This is a genomic window from Arthrobacter sp. alpha11c, from assembly GCF_054149985.1.
Genome location: NZ_CP196747.1, coordinates 2464234 through 2481456 on the forward strand (window position 1 = coordinate 2464234; position 17223 = coordinate 2481456).

General features: G+C 59.9%; 19 protein-coding genes. 4 read left to right on the plus strand and 15 right to left on the minus strand.

The window, feature by feature from the left end; genetic code table 11:
- Positions 1 to 260 precede the first annotated feature (260 nt).
- Genes ACTAQJ_RS11175 through ACTAQJ_RS11185 form a run of 3 tightly spaced genes read right to left on the minus strand, consistent with a single transcriptional unit; the run spans position 261 to position 1946 of the window.
- Entirely contained in the window at positions 261 to 611 is a 351-nt protein-coding gene (locus ACTAQJ_RS11175) for a DUF6510 family protein (protein ID WP_498702070.1), read from the minus strand.
- Complete coding sequence (locus ACTAQJ_RS11180; RefSeq protein ID WP_498702071.1) at positions 608 to 1345, minus strand: ferredoxin reductase; 738 nt, start codon at positions 1343 to 1345, stop codon at positions 608 to 610. Before ACTAQJ_RS11180 ends, ACTAQJ_RS11175 begins: the two co-directional genes overlap by 4 nt.
- Positions 1346 to 1355: 10 nt before the next feature.
- Entirely contained in the window at positions 1356 to 1946 is a 591-nt protein-coding gene (locus ACTAQJ_RS11185; protein WP_498702072.1) for a molybdopterin-dependent oxidoreductase, read from the minus strand.
- A 274-nt stretch (positions 1947 to 2220) separates the two neighbouring features.
- Here ACTAQJ_RS11185 and ACTAQJ_RS11190 point away from each other — a divergent pair, with 274 nt between their 5' ends.
- A complete protein-coding gene (locus tag ACTAQJ_RS11190) occupies positions 2221 to 2487 on the plus strand; it encodes a type II toxin-antitoxin system Phd/YefM family antitoxin (RefSeq protein WP_442003648.1) in 267 nt (88 codons plus the stop codon).
- Complete coding sequence (locus tag ACTAQJ_RS11195; protein ID WP_442003647.1) at positions 2484 to 2744, plus strand: type II toxin-antitoxin system RelE family toxin; 261 nt, start codon at positions 2484 to 2486, stop codon at positions 2742 to 2744. The genes ACTAQJ_RS11190 and ACTAQJ_RS11195 overlap by 4 nt, the downstream gene beginning before the upstream one ends.
- Before the next feature lie 229 nt (positions 2745 to 2973).
- On the opposite strand, the gene ACTAQJ_RS11200 is transcribed toward ACTAQJ_RS11195, so the two are convergent.
- From ACTAQJ_RS11200 to ACTAQJ_RS11255, 12 genes are all read right to left on the minus strand, one after another.
- On the minus strand, positions 2974 to 3387 hold the full coding sequence (locus ACTAQJ_RS11200; protein WP_498702073.1) for a VOC family protein: 414 nt from the start codon (positions 3385 to 3387) through the stop codon (positions 2974 to 2976).
- Between the two features lie 75 nt (positions 3388 to 3462).
- Positions 3463 to 4212: an SDR family NAD(P)-dependent oxidoreductase gene (locus ACTAQJ_RS11205; protein WP_498702074.1), complete on the minus strand. Its 750-nt coding sequence runs from the start codon at positions 4210 to 4212 to the stop codon at positions 3463 to 3465.
- Positions 4213 to 4273: 61 nt separating this feature from the next.
- The gene (locus ACTAQJ_RS11210) at positions 4274 to 5260 is read right to left on the minus strand and encodes a Gfo/Idh/MocA family protein (RefSeq protein WP_498702075.1); all 987 of its coding nucleotides are present in this window, start codon (positions 5258 to 5260) and stop codon (positions 4274 to 4276) included.
- Complete coding sequence (locus ACTAQJ_RS11215; protein WP_498702076.1) at positions 5257 to 6117, minus strand: carbohydrate ABC transporter permease; 861 nt, start codon at positions 6115 to 6117, stop codon at positions 5257 to 5259. Before ACTAQJ_RS11215 ends, ACTAQJ_RS11210 begins: the two co-directional genes overlap by 4 nt.
- Positions 6114 to 7028, minus strand: a complete 915-nt coding sequence (locus ACTAQJ_RS11220) for a carbohydrate ABC transporter permease (protein ID WP_431118737.1) — start codon at positions 7026 to 7028, stop codon at positions 6114 to 6116. Before ACTAQJ_RS11220 ends, ACTAQJ_RS11215 begins: the two co-directional genes overlap by 4 nt.
- Positions 7029 to 7086: 58 nt before the next feature.
- Positions 7087 to 8349, minus strand: a complete 1263-nt coding sequence (locus tag ACTAQJ_RS11225; protein ID WP_498702077.1) for an ABC transporter substrate-binding protein — start codon at positions 8347 to 8349, stop codon at positions 7087 to 7089.
- A gap of 107 nt (positions 8350 to 8456) precedes the next feature.
- Positions 8457 to 9755, minus strand: a complete 1299-nt coding sequence (locus ACTAQJ_RS11230) for an MFS transporter (RefSeq protein WP_498702078.1) — start codon at positions 9753 to 9755, stop codon at positions 8457 to 8459.
- A complete protein-coding gene (locus ACTAQJ_RS11235; RefSeq protein WP_431118733.1) occupies positions 9725 to 10717 on the minus strand; it encodes a Gfo/Idh/MocA family protein in 993 nt (330 codons plus the stop codon). Before ACTAQJ_RS11235 ends, ACTAQJ_RS11230 begins: the two co-directional genes overlap by 31 nt.
- Complete coding sequence (locus tag ACTAQJ_RS11240) at positions 10714 to 11616, minus strand: sugar phosphate isomerase/epimerase family protein (protein WP_498702079.1); 903 nt, start codon at positions 11614 to 11616, stop codon at positions 10714 to 10716. Before ACTAQJ_RS11240 ends, ACTAQJ_RS11235 begins: the two co-directional genes overlap by 4 nt.
- Positions 11617 to 11620: 4 nt before the next feature.
- A complete protein-coding gene (locus tag ACTAQJ_RS11245) occupies positions 11621 to 12076 on the minus strand; it encodes a VOC family protein (RefSeq protein WP_498702080.1) in 456 nt (151 codons plus the stop codon).
- Positions 12077 to 12184: 108 nt separating this feature from the next.
- Entirely contained in the window at positions 12185 to 13180 is a 996-nt protein-coding gene (locus ACTAQJ_RS11250; RefSeq protein ID WP_498702081.1) for a LacI family DNA-binding transcriptional regulator, read from the minus strand.
- A complete protein-coding gene (locus ACTAQJ_RS11255; RefSeq protein ID WP_498702082.1) occupies positions 13173 to 14144 on the minus strand; it encodes a Gfo/Idh/MocA family protein in 972 nt (323 codons plus the stop codon). Before ACTAQJ_RS11255 ends, ACTAQJ_RS11250 begins: the two co-directional genes overlap by 8 nt.
- A gap of 150 nt (positions 14145 to 14294) precedes the next feature.
- Here ACTAQJ_RS11255 and ACTAQJ_RS11260 point away from each other — a divergent pair, with 150 nt between their 5' ends.
- Positions 14295 to 15491 (plus strand): AAA family ATPase, encoded by a 1197-nt coding sequence (locus ACTAQJ_RS11260; RefSeq protein ID WP_498702083.1) that lies wholly within the window; start codon positions 14295 to 14297, stop codon positions 15489 to 15491.
- A gap of 257 nt (positions 15492 to 15748) precedes the next feature.
- Positions 15749 to 17170: an MFS transporter gene (locus ACTAQJ_RS11265; protein WP_431118724.1), complete on the plus strand. Its 1422-nt coding sequence runs from the start codon at positions 15749 to 15751 to the stop codon at positions 17168 to 17170.
- Positions 17171 to 17223 lie beyond the last annotated feature (53 nt).

Consider the following 17223-nt stretch of genomic DNA (forward strand, 5'->3'; position numbering starts at 1 on the left):
ACCAAGCACCACCGTGACGACGACGAGAAGCGCCGGAGCGTCTCTGCGGTGGCAACCCGCGCTGCTCGCCACTGGATCGTCACAAGCCATCACCAATGACGCCGTTATTCGTACTTTGGCCAGAAAATAGGAATAAGCTCACTCCTATTCAGACTTAGGAGAACCGGTGACCGACTCCTGGCCAGCGCATGGGTAAAGTTCACATCTTCCAGGATTGGGCAGTGAGGCGGCCCCGCTCGCGGTGCCAAGGCAACGGGCGTCTACTCTTCGCGGTCGATCTCCAAGTAGCTGAGACCACTCAAATCCAGCCAGTATTTGGTTGGTGTTTGGACCAATCGCAGCAGCACGCCCTGGCAGTCGCGGCACCGGACCACAATTCCGGGCGCGTCGGTGAAGACCATGGCCTCGCCAAAAGCCCTGACGGAACCGCAGTGTCTGCAGCGTCCCAGCGCCGCGATGATGTCGATGCGGAACACTTCGGATAGGGCGCCGGCTGCGGCGTTCCCGTCTACATACGGAATCGGGTCATGGGGTGCTGCTGCAATGTCCTGGTCTTCGGACTCGGGGACGGATTCGGACTCGGGGACAGCGAAGTCGTCGGTGCTGGTCACCGGATACCTCCCGTCCCGCCAAACCGCTCGGTCTTTATTGACTCCGGCGGATAACCGGCCATTACAAGCCAGTCCGCAACGGTCTCCACAAACACTGTCTGGCCGCAAACAAAAACATCCGGATTCTCCTCTGTTGGGAAGATCTTGCCCAAAAGGCTCTCGGAAGTAAGGCGACCTGGCGCTGCCGGCCAGCCCTCCGGCGTCGAACGCGTGTAGGCGTAATCGACCATCAGCTTGGCTGATTCCTGATCCAAACGGTGCAGCTCGTCCCGATAAAGCGAAGAATCCGGAGATTTGAGGGAATAGAGCAACCTGAAAGGGGCCCCGCTGTTGGACGCCCGATGGGCACGGATCATCGACATCAACGGCACCACACCTGACCCTCCCCCGATCAGCTGCACCGGGTTCGCATTGGCTGGCCGCCAGACAAACCAGCCGCCCACCGGTCCCCGGATTTCCAACTGGTCCCCCACGGCCAGGTCCCGGACAAGGTAAGGTGACACTTCGCCGTCGGGCAGTTCATCAACGGTGATTTCCAGATGCTCATCCGCACTTGCCGATGCCACCGAGTAAGACCGGATGGCTGTATACCCGTCCTCGGCGGTGAGGCGGATATCAATGTGTTGCCCGGCCAGATATCCCATCAAACCATCCACGCGCAGCCTAATGGTTCGGGCTGTGGCGTTTTCCAGTTCCCCGCCCACCACTTCCGCGACCCGCCATACAGAACTCACGGCAAAGGCCTCACGAGTACCGCTCCTCGCGCCAGGGATTGCCATGAAGGTGATAGCCATTCGATTCCCAGAAACCGGGAACGTCTTCCTCGGTCAGTTCCAAGCCATGAATCCACTTGGCGCTCTTCCAGAAATACAAATGCGGGACCAAAAGCCGCGCGGGACCGCCATGCGCCCGTTCAAGAGGTTCGTGATCGAATTCCCAGGCCACCCAGGCCTTACCGCCCAGGAGATCCCACAGCGGAACATTGGTTGTGTAACCGCCAAAGGAATGGGCGGTGGCGAAGTCGCGCGTGGTCTCCACGTTTTCGAAAAGAGTGTCCACTGAAACTCCGCGCCACGTTGTTCCCAGTTTTGACCAGCTGGTCACGCAATGAATGTCTTGGGTGATTTCCTCCTGCGGCAAGGCCATGAACTCATCCCAGGACCACGAGAGCCGCTGGCCATCCTCCGCAGTAATGAAGAACTCCCATTCATCGGCGGGAATGAGCGGAGCAGGCCCAGCGGTCAGGACGGGAAAGTCCTGCGTTTCATGCTGGCCCGGAGGCAACGCAGCATTCTCGGACCGTCGTCCACGGAAACCGGAAGAAATGATACCCATGTTTTACCTCCGCAGCGGAGCTTCGCCCGGCCAACGACCGTTGATGCCCCAACGATAGGGCAAGCTGTGCGCGGGGTCTAGGGATCGACGAGGGTAAGCCAGTGCACACCGCCTACACGCGCGCGCTGCCATAGAAACTGTCCCGGCCCCCGCTTCAGCGAAGGACTTGGATTTCCTCCACGACATGGCAGAAAAAACGGAACATCCAGTATCGTGGTTTCGGCGCTTTCCGCGCTGATGTACATTTCAGCGCTAGCGAGTCTAAGATTGGGGCATGAGCGAAATGACTGTGACGGACGCACGGAGCCGGCTCTCGGAGGCAGTCGATACCGCCCGGGTGAGCCATGAACCGGTGTATCTGCTGCGCCGTGGCCGCCGCGTCGCGGCGCTAATCGACGCCGAAGACCTCGCCACGCTGATTGAAGCCGCCGAAGACCTGGAAGACCTCCGGGCGGCGAACGCGGCGCGGGCCGAAATGGCCGACACCGGCGAAGGCCCGGTGCCTTGGGAGGAAGTCAAGGCGGAACTGGGCCTGGCGTGAGCTATGCCGTGCAGGTCGCGCCAGCCGCGCTGCGGCAGTTGCGCAAACTCCCACCCGATGCACGCCGGCGGATCCAGGCCGCCATCGAACTCCTCGCCGAAACCCCGCGCCCGCCGGGGGCGAAGAAGCTCGCCGGAAGCAGCGGCGACTGGCGCGTGCGCACCGGCGATTACCGGATCATCTACGAGATCCGGGACGGGCAGCTGATCGTCCTGGTTGTCGCCCTGGGCCACCGGCGGGACATCTACCAGCACTAGGCAAGGACGATACCGCCAAGTCAGGCGCTGTCAGGTTGTCTTGAGCACGCGGCGAGGTCGCCATTCACCGCGTCGACGGCCAGCGTCGTTATCGATAAGGCTCAGGGCCCGTTTTCATTTGTGGCCCTTCTCGGTCGACCTCCTAAGAGGCTCCGGATTTAGTGCGCGTGTTGTTTGTCAGGGTTTGTCGCGATCCTGCCAGTCCGGCGCCTGAATGAGCTCCACTCGGTTACCATCTGGGTCGAGCAAGTAGATCAGCAGCCCCCCCTGCGTTTGGGCCGGAATCCGGCTTAACCGGTTCGGACAACGCGCCATATCCGAGCGCTGTCATCTCAGCGAACACCTTCCGGACATCAACACCCGTGAAGGCAAGGTGCGCCGTTCCCGGCTGCGCCTCAGTGGGGTTAATGGCGGTTGGAGGATCCTCGACCTGGACGAGTTCCAACTGAAAGGTTCCGTCAGGCGTCGTGAGGAGCAGCGCTCTGACCTTTACGCCCGGACGGCCGAAGAGTTCGCCTATGTAGGACCCTGACGTCCAAGCCTCCGAACGGAGCAGTCCGAGCCCGTCGGCATAGAACCGTGCGCTACGCTCCAGGTCCGCGACATGAAGGGCAGTGTGATGATGTCTGATTTCGGCTTTCACTTCGCTCCCTGTTAATTGCGGAGGGTCTGGGCCCTTACGGGGCCTCAAGGTTTGTGAGGCCCCGTGCTTGGTGATTCAGGTTCCGATTCCCAGATGCGCTCCCCCTGCCACATCAAGGGACACTCCCGTGATGTAGCGGTTGTCCGGATCGGCAAGGAAAAGGATTGCGCGGGCGACTTCCTCGGGTTCGGCAAACCGGCGCATCGGCAGTTGGGCTGCCCTCTTTGCCCTGCTGGCAGCCGCTCCCGAGCCTGAATCCTTGTCGAACTGTGCCCGCATGGGTGTGTTCACCGGGCCTGGGGCGATGGCGTTGACTGAGATGCCGTCAGGCCCAAGCAGTTCGGCGAAGGACCACATGATGTGCAGAACGGCGAGCTTGCTCGCGTTGTACGGCAAGTAATTGAGGCGTGCTTCTTTGGCCGCGACGGAGGACAGGACGACGATGGCGCCGGCCGTGCCGGACTCAAGCATGGACTTGGCGGTTTCCCGCACCATCGTGAAGGTCGCCGTGGCGTTGATCCTAAGAATTGAGTCGAATTCCTCTGTGGTTGTTTCCATGATGTTGGGGGTGGGGCCCAGCACTCCGGCTGCATGGATGAGGACATCTACTCGACCGTATTTGGCCGCGATGTCCTTAACAACGGTCGCGCATTGTTCTTCCGACGTGATGTCGAGGGGGTAGAACTCCTTTAGCGATTGGCCCTCTTTAGGGGACCGGTCCCCGCCGATGACGACGGCGCCTGCCGCGGTGAGTGCGCTGACGGCGGCGTCGCCGATTCCCCCACTCGATCCCGTTACCAAAACCACCTGGTCTTTGAGGCTCATTTTCAATCCTTACTTGGTATTGCTCAGTTCGGCCGGTGCCATTGTCTGCGTTTTGGCGATGCTACAGGCTGACCACATCCTTAGCGCCGTAACCTGCCGCTGCCAGGAGGGCATCGGCGATTTCTGTAGCGCGGAGTGCTTGAGCGAACGCGACTGCGGGAGTTTCACCCGCGCAGAACTCCAGCGCCGCCTCTGCCTGGCGAAGGAAGAGATCCGAGGGCTCGAAAGTGTTCATGGAATGGGCACCGTCACGGTCCCAGATGTGAACTGAATCGTTGGACCACAACAGCCGGCCTGTAGTTGCCAGGACATCGATGGTGAGGCTCCAATCACCCTGATTGAGACCTTCCGGCTCCTGCCAGGGAGACCAGTAACTTTGCATCGTAAATACGACACCCTCAGGAAATTCGAGGGCGGATATGACATGCTCCGGCACCGGGGACCCGTACAGGCTGCTGCTGGTACTGGTACTCAGCACTTTCGGGTCACCGTCAAACCATGATGAGACCAGTTCGATGGCGTGAATGCCATTCACGACGGCGACGCCACCCTCCTTCGGGTCAGCGCGCCATGAGTTGATGTCCTTTTTATGGGCGACTGAACGAACAGAAACAGCGATCACATGATTGTTCCTGACCCATTGAGAGGCAATTGAGGCGGCGGGATGATGGTGAAGCGTGTACCCCACCATAAGCCTCTCATTTACACCAGAAGCGGCAGCCATGACCGCAGCGCCTTCGGCATCTGCAGCTACCGGCTTTTCCGTCAACACACGGAATCCCCTGTTCAGCAAATCTGCGACTATGAGCGGCTGCACGGTAGTGGGCAATGCCACGACGACCAGGTCCAGGTGCTCAGGGTCAAGTTCCTGGGCACTGGGCACCAACTGTGCGCCTAGCTCCTGAGCGAGGGCAATGCCGCGCTCGTCCTTCTCTACAATGACTGCGACGTCAGCCCCCGCCGCGGCGAATGCGCGCGCGTGCCGTGATCCTGCCCAGCCGGCCCCTCCGACGACTGCTACACGAGGAGCAGTTGCCTGTGCACTCATGATTTGACACCACCGGAGGTCAATCCCGCGATGAACCAGCGCTGGAATACGACGAAAATGCCCAGGACGGGGATGAACGCGACGATAACGAAGGCGCCGAAGGAAGCCCAGAAGTTGCCGAACCCGGTTGAGATATACCGGACGATGCCGTTCTGCACGGTCTTCATGTCCTCGGTGGTTGCCAGGACGGTTCCAACGAGGAAGTCATTCCAGACGAACACAAAGATGAAGATTGCGACGGCCGCTATACCCGGACGGATCAGGGGCAACACAATCCGTATAAGTATCTGAAGTCGACTGCAGCCATCAATTGCCGCAGCTTCCTCGATCTCAACCGGAATGTTCTCGATGAAATTGCGAAGAAACAGGATCGTCTGCCCGCAGATTATCCCCGTGTAAACCAGGATCAGCAGAGGGTAGCTGTTGATGAGGGACGTTTTGACAAACATGGAATAGAGCGCGATGAAGACAACAACACCCGGGACCATAGACAGCACCAGAATGCCCGTCATCAGGCTTTCCATACGACGGCCGCGGAAACGGGTGGCGACGTACGCTGCAGGTACACATACTGCCAAGGCGAGAACAATCGATCCAATGGCGTAGATGAGTGAGTTCGCAAAGAAGCGAACGTTAGCGGAGGTAAACAGGCCGGCGTAGCTGTCGAAGGAGAATGGGGCCGGGATCCACACCGGTGGGAAAGCCACGGTATTGGCTTCAGTCTTCAGGGAGGTCGACAGAATCCAAAGGATTGGAGGCAGCACAAGGGCTGCTGTTACAGCAACGATTACCCAGATGGGTACCCGCCGCAGAACCTGCCCAGAACGTCGGCGTTTGGCCGGGATTGCAGCAGTCACAGGGTGTCCTTCCGTCGGAAGCGAATGGCTACCAGGGTCAGCGCGATGTTGATAGCGAAGAGCAGGATGGCAGTTGCCGAGGCTCCTGAGAGGTCAAAGTCTTGGAATGTCTTGTTGAATACGCGCATGGAGAGGGTTTCCGTGCCGCCGAGCGGGCCGCCTCGCGTAATGACCAGGATGATGGTCACCATCTGTACATAGAGCATGAGCAGGACGACGACGACCGAGACGATGGTGTTCCGGAGGAAGGGTAGCGTGATGTTCATGAATCCCTGCCAGGCGTTTCCCCCATCGACGCGGAGGCTCTCGTAAAGTTCATTCGGAACGGTCTGCAGGGCACCCAGGAACAGAACCATGGCCTGAGGATAGGACCACCATGCGGTGATGAGGGTTACAGCCACCAAGGCAGAACCGGGCGATGAGAACACGTCCGTGGGGCCGAAGCCCAAAGCCTTGGTGATTGCTGTGCCCGGACCATAGTTGGGATTGAGGAACCATAGCCAAAGGGTGCCGACGGTGGCTTGTGACATCAGCCAAGGAAGCAGAAACAGGCTTCGAACCGTCCGCTTGAAGCGGATGATCTTGTTCAGTACCGCTGCAGAGGCAAACCCCAGCGGCAGGGCGATTGCCAACGCACCAAGTGAGAAGGCAAGAGTGGTACCGATTTGTTTTGGTAGATCCTTGTCTGAGAAGAGCTCCGTGAATGAATTCAGCCCGGAGAACTCTTTGATCTGGTAGTACGTGGTTTCGTGCAGGGCAGTCCAGGCCGTGTAGATCAGGGGCCCGACGAAAACGAAGAGGAAGACCGCTACGACCGGGACGACGTAGAGCCATACAGTGCGGTCTGTCCGGGCTAACCTGGCAGGGGGCGTGATGTTCCGCGCCGTGCGGTGTGCTTGTGTCACTGACATGGGTTTCGCTTTCCTGGGACCAGTGCAGTTGCGTCGATGTTCCTGTCGGGAACGAGGCTCACTTGTTGGCCGCGTCCTGGGCAATCTTCATGAATTCGTCCGCTGACCGGTTGTTGAGGTACAACTCCTGGCCGGCGCCGGCGAGGCCACTCGCAATGGCGATCCAGTTGTCCGGGTAGGTGTGGGGTTCGCTGTGTTCCTCAACGAACTTGCTCACATCCAGTACGGTCTTGGCTTCGGGCGTGCTGAAGTATGGCTCCTTGAAGGTCGCGGAACGAGTGGGTACGTCACCTCCGGTTGCCATCAACGCCCCAGCCTTCGGTCCGGTCATGTATTCAATGAACTTCCAAGCCGCCTTTGCATGCTTGCTTCCCGCACCAATGCCAAGGGTCCAGCCGAAGGTCGATCCCGTGTCCGAACCATTCGAAGCCTTGGGAAGAGTGGCGGACTTGATGTCCGGGTTGGCCTTCTGCAGTGTCAGAAGGCGTTCTGTTCCAAGGACCGCCATAGCAACTGTGCCGTTCTGCAGGCCGTCGGTGACGGTGGAGTACTGGTCGCCGACAACGCTGTTTGACATGCCTCCGGCCTTCTTGAGCTTGACAAGGAAGTCGGCGAATTCTCTACCCTTGTCGGTGTCGAAAGCGGCTTTGCCGTCCTTACCCGAGATGTCCTGTCCCACCTCACTCATGAAGCAATCAAAAAATGTCGAGATGATCGCGGAGTTATCGACACCGGAGAAGCCCGTGCCGAACCCTGTGTAGCCAGCGGCTGCTGCTTTTCCAGCGACATCCGCCACCTGGTCCCAGGTGGTGGGGACAGCCGCTCCGATCTGCTTGAGGGTCTTGTCGTTGTAGTACAGCGTGCAGGTCCGGTAGTCGTACGGCACCGCTACCTGCTTCCCGTCCTTGTCCGCCAGCTTGTCTGCAGGGCGCAGCCAGTCTGTGACCTGCTTAGCTTCGTCCGGAAGTGGTTGATAGACCTGGGCGGCAGCAATCTGCGGGACCACCGGGGCGAACATTTTGACGACGTCCGGTGTTTGGCCCGCTGCTGCCGCCTGCGGGAGCCTACTGATCATGTCTCCGAAAGATACCGTGGACAACTGGACATCGATGTTGGGATTTTCTTTCTCGAAGTTCTCGATGTTTTGCTTCAGCGCCGCGGCCCGCGGATTGTTCTGGCTCGGGTCCATAAAGTCCCAGTACGTCAATACCACTGGACCATCTTCTTTGTCGTTGCCTGCGTCGCCCGAGGTGCTCGAGCAGCCTGTCAGTAGTGCTGCGGCAAGGGCCACGGCGGTCAAAGTGCCTGAGCTTCTCATCATTGCGTCTCTCCTTTGAGATCGGTTGCATTTAGCGTCAGTCCGAATGAGATCGGTTGCTGAGATCGGTTGCAATAAACATAAGATGACCGAAGGGGTCTGTCAAGGATTTATTTGATCCGGAGGCGAGGCGCTTGATGCTCTCGTGTGCCGGTTTGGCGTACATCGTCAAGACAGCGTGGTTTGTTGATCATTATGGCTCCCGCGGTCAGCACCAAAAGCCAGGCTCCGAGCATACAAAAAGAAGGCAACCAGTTATCGCCTGGTTGGTGCAGGAGACCAAAAAGCAGTGGGCCGATGCCGGCGAGGGCGTAGCCGACTCCCTGGGCGAACGCCGATAGTGCCCCCGAGCCAGCTTCCGTTCTGGTGCGTTTGTTGATCATCGTGAACGCAAAGGAATAGGCACCCTGGCCCAACCCAGCAATGACCACCCACACGACTCCAGAAGCTGGTGGAGCAAAGACGATACCTGCGTAGCCGATGGCGAACGCGACAACGAACAGGACCGCGATGGGCATGGGGCGAGGCATTCGCGCTACCAGCAGAGGCGCGATCAGACCTACAGGCAGGCCGATAATTGAATACAGCGCGAGCATAGAGCCAGCCGTTTCCCCGCTCATTCCCCGGTCGACAAAGACAGCCGGAAGCCACATAAGGGCTGCAAAGGTATTGCTTGAGCAGCCGGCGAAAATTAGCGCCGTACCCCAGCCGACAGAGGATCGCCAGGGCTTTATCGCGCTATCAGGGGGTGCTGGAGGGTCAGGACTTATTGGCTTCGCGCTGCGCTCAGCTTTCCGCCCGGCAAGAACCACCAGCCAGGGCAGGGCTGCGGCTGCGCTGAGGCCCGCCCAAATGCCGACTGACAACCGCCAGCCATAAAGATTTGCCAAGGGTGCGGCACATTGGGCGGCAATGGCCGTGCTTACGCCCAGGAGAGTCACGTGAAGGGATGAGAGAAGCCCGATTCTCTTGGGAAAGTACTTCATCAGAAGCGGCGGAACCACGATATTGACCATCCCGATGCCCAGCATGGCGATCCAGGTGAAAGCCAAAAAGACCAGGGTGGTCCAACCCAGTGCGCGTCCGACCTGACCCAAGGTTGTCAGCAGGAGTGCAACTAACAGCAGATGCTCGAGCTGGATGCGACGCACGAGCGGGAGAGCCAGAAAGCCTACTAAGGCGAAGCCGGCCGTCGGCAGCATCCCCAGCGTCCCTGTTGACACGGCATCGAGTGGAAGGTCCTCGCCTATTGAATCAAGGAGTGGGGATGCTGCCGACACCGCTTGCCTGGCACTGAAGGCGACCAGGAGAATGCCGAGAAGAACGGTGAACCGCCTTCGTAGACCTGACGTGGTGCTGGGCGGTCTCTCCTGGTGCTTCAGCTTCCGCTGACTGCGTGGCTGGCCCATTCGCGGCCGGCTTGTTCTTCTGTGGGCAAGCCGGCGGAAGCGAGAATCCGGTCCAGCAGGCGTTGCGTGTGAACGGCTTCGCGGCCAGAAGTCAGCGGTTGCCCCCTGTCGGCGACCCGGTCCAGGAAGTGGTGAACGGCGGCCGAAAACCCCAGAGTGTCGGTGGCTGTCGCCCAGCCATATGCCTCGGCGCTCAGTTCCCGTGATGTCGTGACGCCGTTGATCGTGGTGGAAACCGTTTCGGGTGCCCTGACTTCGACGGTCTTTCCGTCACCGTAGGCGTCGAGTTTTTCGTTCCAAGCTCCCGCTGTACGGGCCGCCATCAAGACGCCTGTGTTCCCTGTGCTGAAGCGGATGGTTGCTGCCAGGCCGTCTTCTTCCCAAGGGTCGTCACCGGCGGCGTGGGCGGCGACGTGTTCGGGCTCCCCGCCGCAGTACCAGCGGAGGAGATCGACCATGTGAATGGCGTTCTCGAACGTCGCGCGGTATTCAGATCCGGGGCGGTTTTTCTGGGCGACGCAGAAGGTGGCGCCGTTGGTTCCGAAAATTTCCCTGCCGGCTGTATAGACGGGCGCATAGCGGCGGTTGAAGTCGACCATGAGCACCCGACCGCGTTCGTCGGCGAGATCTGCAAGGCGTTCTGCCTCATCGGTTGCCGGGGCCAATGGCTTTTCACAGAACACGTCGACGTCACGATTAAGGCAAAGTTGGACGGCATGGGCGTGCTCGGCGCGTGGTGTCAGTACAAAGACAGCATCCAGTTCCTGTGCGGCCAACATGTCCTCCACGGTCTTGTAGGCGGAGTTGAAGCCCCAGCGCCGCACCAGAGCGCTGGGATCTTCACGCCGGGAGACGAGGGCGGCCAATTCGACGTCGTCGCGTTGTACGAGTGTGGGTAATTGGGCGATGGTGGCGATGTTGCCCGCGCCGACAACTCCGACGCGGAGACGATTGGTGTTCATCGGGCGTTCCTTACTTCAGCGAGATCAGAGAGCATTGAGCGCAGGACTGCGGCGGATTGGCGGAATCCATCTTCGGGCGCAGGGAGGTCTTGGGGGTGCCACCGGTATTCAAGCTCGATGCTCAGCACGTCGTCGTAGCCGTGCTGCAGCAACGTGGCGAGGATTTGGGACCAGGGAACGACGCCGCTTCCCACGACGCGGGAGCGGACCGCCCGCTCGGAAGCGTTGACCCGGGCGGTTTCAGTCGCCCGGAAAGTGGCGTTGGGATCAGTGAAGACGAGGTCCTTTACGTGGACGTGACTTATCAGGTCGCCTTGTATCGCGAAGGCTTCTTCGTAGTTTTCGTCGTGCGTGAATGTCAGGTTGGCTTGGTCATAGAGAACGCGGACGGCAGGATGGGCGATTTCCCGGACCAGTGCAGCGGTGTCCGCGGCGGTCTGGGTCATAGTGCCGAAGTGGTTTTCAACGCAAAGGCGAACGCCTGCCTGGCCTGCTTCAGGCGCGAGGGTCTCCAAGGCTTCACGCAGTTTTGCCCATCGTGCCGCGTGATCGTTGTCACCGGGGTGCCAGGAACCTGCATAAACACGGACCCGGTCGGCGCCGAGCAGGTGTGCGGTCTCTATGGCGCCGCGGAATTCGTCGACTGCTTTGCGCCATTCCACGGCGTCCAGGGCATTGATGGCGGTGGTGTATGGAGTCAGACCCACAATGGGCACACCTGCGCCTTCGGCCGCTTTCAGTGCCTCCATCGCGGCGCGATGGTCACCTAAAGGCAACCCGGACTTGTAGTCATCCTGGTAGATGACTTCGGCGGCATCGAGCCCCACCGATCGGAAGAGATTAATTGCTTGGGGAACCGTGTGGTCCGGGGTGCCTAGTGTGTGACCAGCTAGCCGCATGGTTTCATGTCCTTTCTGACGTCTTTCTTGTTGCTGCCCAGTCCGCGGGACCGACCAGCCGGGGTGGGTCTGCGACGCGGGACCGATCCACGATCTCCATCAGCAGTCCCCAAGGGGTAATGAAGTAGGTCCAGCGGTTGCCGGATACACGAGGGCTGTCACCTGCGACTTCCTTGCGTTCCCCGAGCACCCGTACCCCTGGTGTTTCCTGAAGCACTTCGATGGCTTCATCGACGTCGTCCACGACGAAGCACAGGTGGTGTCCACCGGCGTCGCAATGACGCGGTGGCGTCTCGCGCCGCTCAGTGCTGCTCCACTCGAAAAGCTCGATGTTGAGGTTCGGAGGCAGTCTCAGCATGGCGAGTGTGAGCTTGGCATCTGCGGGGACTTCGAAGTTTGTGGGCATAAAATCTTCGTCGGGCCCGCGTTCCGAGCGATATAGCTCTTCAGCTCCGAGCACTTCGACGAAGAACCGAACGCCCTCGTCAAGGTTTGGAACCGCTCAGTCCGACGTGGTCCGTGTGTTGGAGTCCCGGCAGACGCCGGAGCGTCGACTCCCCTGCCCCACTCATTTTCGAGGTCCCGACGTGGAGCCGCGCACCAGAAGCTCAGGTTCGAGGACGATGTGGTCCACGGAGCCGTCAACATTCTGCTTTTCTGCCAGTTCAATTGCGATATGTCCCATGTCGGCGATCGGCTGCCGCACTGTTGTCAGGGGAGGGTTGAAGCGCGCACCGAGAGCGAGCCCATCGAACCCGATGACCGACACGTCGTCCGGTACCCGCAGGCCGCTCCGACCGAGTTCCGAGATCACTGCAAAGGCCACCATGTCATTGGCCGCGATGATGGCCGTCGGCGGATTGTCCATCTGCAGGAAGTGCTCCGCCCCGCGCGTTCCCGCATCCAGGTCTGACCCGCTGTCCAGCACCACGGGCGCGCTGCCGCTTTGGGCGGTGAGCTCCAGATAGGCGTCCATACGGTCCTGGGCCGTATGTGTCCCGGCGATACCGGATACGTAACCGATCGAGGTGTGCCCCAAGGTATGCAAATGGTCCAACGCCAGCATGATTCCTTTGCGGCTATCGACCGTGACCGTGGGAACGGAGTCGTCACCTTCCACGCGGTCGATCACCACCACCTTATGGCCGAAGGCAAAACGTTTCAGGGCTTCGGTATCCACCTTCGTAGAGGGTGCCACAATCCCGAACGGGGCATACATCGCCTGCATCGCTGTGAAGTATCCATCGGTCTTGGCCGGGTCGCCGTTGGTGACGCAGAGCATGAGTTGGTAGCCGCGCTCGTCAGCTGCCTGTGTCATCGTCTTGGCAAGTTCTGCGAAGAACGGGTTCGTAATGTCAGGGACAATCAGAGGAATTATGGTGCTGGTCTTTCGACGGAGCGCCTGCGCCAGCGGACTCATTGTGTAGCCGAGTGCCTCGGCGACCCGGAGGATGTGCTCGCGGGTTTCACTCTTCACCGCCTCGGGGCGTGAGAACGCCCGGGAGACTGTTGACCGGTGGACACCGGCAGCTTTTGCAACGACGTCGATACTCAAGTCAGGCATGTTCATTTCCTCCGTGCTGGTCGTCATAGGCCCGCCAAATGGGCCGCATGACATTCTCGAGCTGGGCCAGCGTGGGCAAGCCCCGGAATCCATGATCCAGTGTCCGCGCGACACTCCGCACGAAGGGGTCGTAGAGCGGGTCGCTGTCCACGTTGATCTTGTCGGATTCCGCGGTGCCGTCCAGCGCTGTAAAGCTAGCCGTGCCGTCTGAATCGACGGACGCGAATCCCGCTTCTCCGACCGAAGTGAAGCTGCAGTAGCGCTTGAGCGGGGAGCCTGGGAATGCGTAGCCAACCTCCACAATGGCTTCGCGTCCGGCCGGCGTGGTGATGATCAAACTGGCATGGTCCTCAACAGCCTGGTCATGAAGGACCGACGAGAGCCGGGACTGGATGTGTGCCACAGACTCATCGCAGCCCTGAAGGAACAGATCAACGAAATGTGGACCGAGGTTGGCCAAGCATCCTCCGCCGGCCTTCATGGGGTCGAGCATCCAGGGATTTGCGTTGGAGAGATACCGGGATGGTGGTCCTGCGATGAAAGATGTTCGCTGGTACGTCGGTCGTCCAGCTTTAGCCAGCCATCGATCGGTCGGGCCGCCCCGCTGGACCAAGGGTACTGTGGCGGGCACGCCAGCTGCCTCGGCGGCATTACGTACGGCAGAAAGTTGGGCAAGTGAAGTTCCCAGCGGCTTTTCCACCACGAACGGAATACCGCGTTCGATCAGGGCAAAACACTTCTCCGCCATGTCATCGTGGGGGCCAAACACATAGGCAAGGCCAACGTCGGGAAGGTCCACTAGCTTCCGCCAGTCAGCCTCCACCGGTGCTCCCCAGCCGTCGGCAAGTCCCTGGACGATGGATACGTCGTCGTCACTGACTCCGAGGACGTTGTGCTCTTCGCCAATGGCCTGCGCATAAAGCGGAACGTGCCAATGGGAAGCACCAAGAATGATTGTGCGCACATGAGTCAACCGCAATACCCCCTTGTATGAGATCGGTTGCTGAGATCGGTTGCAATAACAGTATGGATGGTGGGAGAGTTTGTCAACGGAACATCAACACGAGCCGGGCTGCTCAAGACCAGGACGCTTCCCGTCCGGAAAGAAGCCAGCATGCAAAAGAAACTTCGCACCCTGCAAACCATCGACGAATCCGGGGCCGTACTCATCGTGCGACTCGAGAACGCCGAACTCGCCGAACGTGTGGCGGAAGCCGCTATCGAAGGAGGATTCAAAGCCCTCGAAATCACGCTTTCCATTCCCGGCGCCGTAGACGTCATTCGACGACTCGCCGCCAAGCATGGGCCCGCCGGCGTGGCAGTCGGCGCCGGGACAGTGTTGGATGAGCATTCAGCCTACGAGTGCATCCGCGCCGGCGCAGAGTTCTTGGTCAGCCCGCAGTTGAATCCTGCGATGATCCGCACAGCCAACCGATACCAAATACCAACAATCAGTGGGGCTTACACACCGACTGAGCTAGTGGAAACAGCAGAAGCGGGTGCGGATATCCTCAAGCTCTTCCCCACCGAGGCTGGCGGCATTGCCTATGCGAAGTCTGTGCTGGCGCCGCTGGCCCATCTGCCGATCATGCCCGCAGGTGGCGTGACCCTGGAAAACGTCGGCGAATGGTTCGCGGGCGGGCGTGGCGGGCGTCGGTGTGGGCAGCTACGTGACAAAGGCATGGCAGCCGGACGGCGACTTTACCCGCGTCACGAAAGCTGCCGAGGAATTCCTGTCAGCAGTGGCAGAGGCCCGCCGATAATGTCTCCGGGCGTCTTCATTGTTATCGGACCGGCCGGCTCGGGAAAAACGACGGTTGCCCAACAAACGGCGAAAGAGCATGAGGCTGCATATCTGGACAAGGACCGGGTCAGCGGCCGCTTCGTTGAATTCGCACTGACCGCCACAGGGCACGATCCCACCGACCGCGAGTCCAACGACTACTATCGCGACAATCTGCTGCCCCTTGAGTACGAAACCCTCATGGATGTGGCGGGCGTGAACCTACGCCTCGGCCGGTCAGTGGTCCTTGATGCTCCCTTTGGAGCCTACTTCGGAGAAGCAGATTATTTGACCCGTGCTGCAGAAAACTTTCTGTGGCCCTCGTGCGAGATCACAGTCATCCGAGTGCGGGTACGTCAGGAAGTTCTCCGCGAACGGCTCACCCGGCGCGGACTGGAGCGCGACCAGTGGAAACTCGCCCATTGGGATGAATACTGGTCTGTGTACGGCAGCTTGGAGTGCGCCTGGTCCGGAGTGCAATTCCTGGACTTCAACAACGAAGCGCCTCTTTCCATTGAGGCTGAGTAAACCGACCTTCGGCCTACGCGCGCCACAAGTAAAACGTTGACAAGCATCACATTCAGTCCGTAGGGTTGATCGCAACCGATCTCAGCAACCGATCTCATTTGCGTGTCCCAGGTAAGAACCCCTGGAAACGCAAAGCCTTGAAGAGTTCGCGTACCGGCCCCATGCTGGCAGTAAGCGCCCATAGCCCAATCGGCGGCCTGGCCGACTGCCTCGGATCGAACCCCTATCCTCCCTGGAACCCAAATATGGAGAGTTCAATGAAGACCTCAAAAGAAGCGCTGGACAGTCCAGGCTCTTCGGAATTTCCCGAAGCGTCCGAGCCGCCCCGCCGCCGCGTCAACCTGATCGCAGGTACCATCGGCCACTTTGTGGAATGGTACGACTGGTACATTTATGGCCTGCTAGCAGCAGTTTTCTCGTCGCAGATTTTTCCGAGTGACTCTGCGTTCGCATCCCTCGTCGCGGCTCTTCTGACATACGCGGTCGGGTTTGTTGTCCGCCCACTGAGCGGCATCATCATCTCGCCGCTGGCAGATCGTTTCGGCCGACGGCTTATTCTGACACTGTCCATCTCCGGGATGGCCCTCGGCGCCCTGATCATCGGCCTTACGCCGTCCTTTGGAACCATCGGCTACGCCGCCCCAATTCTCTTCTTGGTTGCGCGCATCCTGCAAGGAATCTCCGCCGGCACCGAGCAGCAGAGCGCCATCGCGTTCATGGTCGAACACGCTCCTGCAAACCGCAGGGGTCTCTTCGGTTCGTTTTCCAACATGGCAAGCGGCCTCGCAACTCTCGCAGCGACTGGTGCTGCGGCTATGGTCACTTCAGCCTTCTCCCCCGATGAACTGGCTGCCTGGGGTTGGCGCATCCCGTTCGTCATTGGCGGTGCGCTCGGAGTAGTCGGCCTCATTCTGCGTGCCCGTTCGGATGAAACCCCTGAATTTGAAGCAAGTGCCGCCGTCGATCAAAAGTCTGCACCGGCGCGTCTGCGCGATCTCCTCCGCGATCACCCGAAGGCTCTCCTGCAGACGGCAGCCCTTTCTGCCCCCGCCGTGGCCTACTACACATGGGCGACCTTCCTGCCCACGTACGCCAAACTCACGACTGGCCGGGACCTCGCCTCAACGCTTGCAGGAAGTGTCATCGGACTTGCATTACTCGTGATCATCGTGCCAATTTGTGGTTATCTTTCCGACCGTCTCGGCCGCCGCAAGATCTTCCCCATCATCGGCGCCATCGGCATGATCGCATTGTTCTACCCCTTGCTTTTGCTGTTGAACCAGCCAGGGTTCGGCGTTTACGTTTTGGTTTCAGCTTCAGGCTGGGTGGTCCTGGGTATCTGGCAGTCGGTTTACCCGACGATTCAAGCAGAACTGTTTCCTGCATCCGTCCGGGTGTCCGGCATCGGGTTCTCTCACCAGATCGTGATTGCCATCTTCGGCGGGACCGCACCACTGGTTGCTGCTGCCTTCGTTGGCGCCGGACAACCAATGTTCGTCGCCTACTACATGATCGCGATAGTCGCCCTCTGCCTCATCGTGTACTTCACGCTGCCTGAGACTGGCAGCAAGGGAAAACGTGCCACCGTTGCACCGGCGGACCCCGAAGTATTGGAGGGTGAGCACCTTGTTTCGACGACTGCGTCGTCCGCGGTCCGGACGAAGAGTTCAGGGATGTAGATCCCGGGCGATTCACTTGGCAGAGCCCTCGACCGGAACCGGTCGAGGGCTCT

Coding starts and splice junctions, on each gene's coding strand:
- ACTAQJ_RS11220 (WP_431118737.1), bottom strand. CDS start 7,028: ATGTCAGTGACACAAGCACACCGCACGGCGCGGAACATCACGCCCCCT.
- ACTAQJ_RS11240 (WP_498702079.1), bottom strand. CDS start 11,616: ATGCGGCTAGCTGGTCACACACTAGGCACCCCGGACCACACGGTTCCC.
- ACTAQJ_RS11235 (WP_431118733.1), bottom strand. CDS start 10,717: ATGAACACCAATCGTCTCCGCGTCGGAGTTGTCGGCGCGGGCAACATC.
- ACTAQJ_RS11205 (WP_498702074.1), bottom strand. CDS start 4,212: ATGAGCCTCAAAGACCAGGTGGTTTTGGTAACGGGATCGAGTGGGGGA.
- ACTAQJ_RS11225 (WP_498702077.1), bottom strand. CDS start 8,349: ATGATGAGAAGCTCAGGCACTTTGACCGCCGTGGCCCTTGCCGCAGCA.
- ACTAQJ_RS11250 (WP_498702081.1), bottom strand. CDS start 13,180: ATGCCTGACTTGAGTATCGACGTCGTTGCAAAAGCTGCCGGTGTCCAC.
- ACTAQJ_RS11190 (WP_442003648.1), top strand. CDS start 2,221: ATGAGCGAAATGACTGTGACGGACGCACGGAGCCGGCTCTCGGAGGCA.
- ACTAQJ_RS11265 (WP_431118724.1), top strand. CDS start 15,749: ATGAAGACCTCAAAAGAAGCGCTGGACAGTCCAGGCTCTTCGGAATTT.
- ACTAQJ_RS11230 (WP_498702078.1), bottom strand. CDS start 9,755: ATGGGCCAGCCACGCAGTCAGCGGAAGCTGAAGCACCAGGAGAGACCG.
- ACTAQJ_RS11210 (WP_498702075.1), bottom strand. CDS start 5,260: ATGAGTGCACAGGCAACTGCTCCTCGTGTAGCAGTCGTCGGAGGGGCC.
- ACTAQJ_RS11185 (WP_498702072.1), bottom strand. CDS start 1,946: ATGGGTATCATTTCTTCCGGTTTCCGTGGACGACGGTCCGAGAATGCT.
- ACTAQJ_RS11260 (WP_498702083.1), top strand. CDS start 14,295: ATGCAAAAGAAACTTCGCACCCTGCAAACCATCGACGAATCCGGGGCC.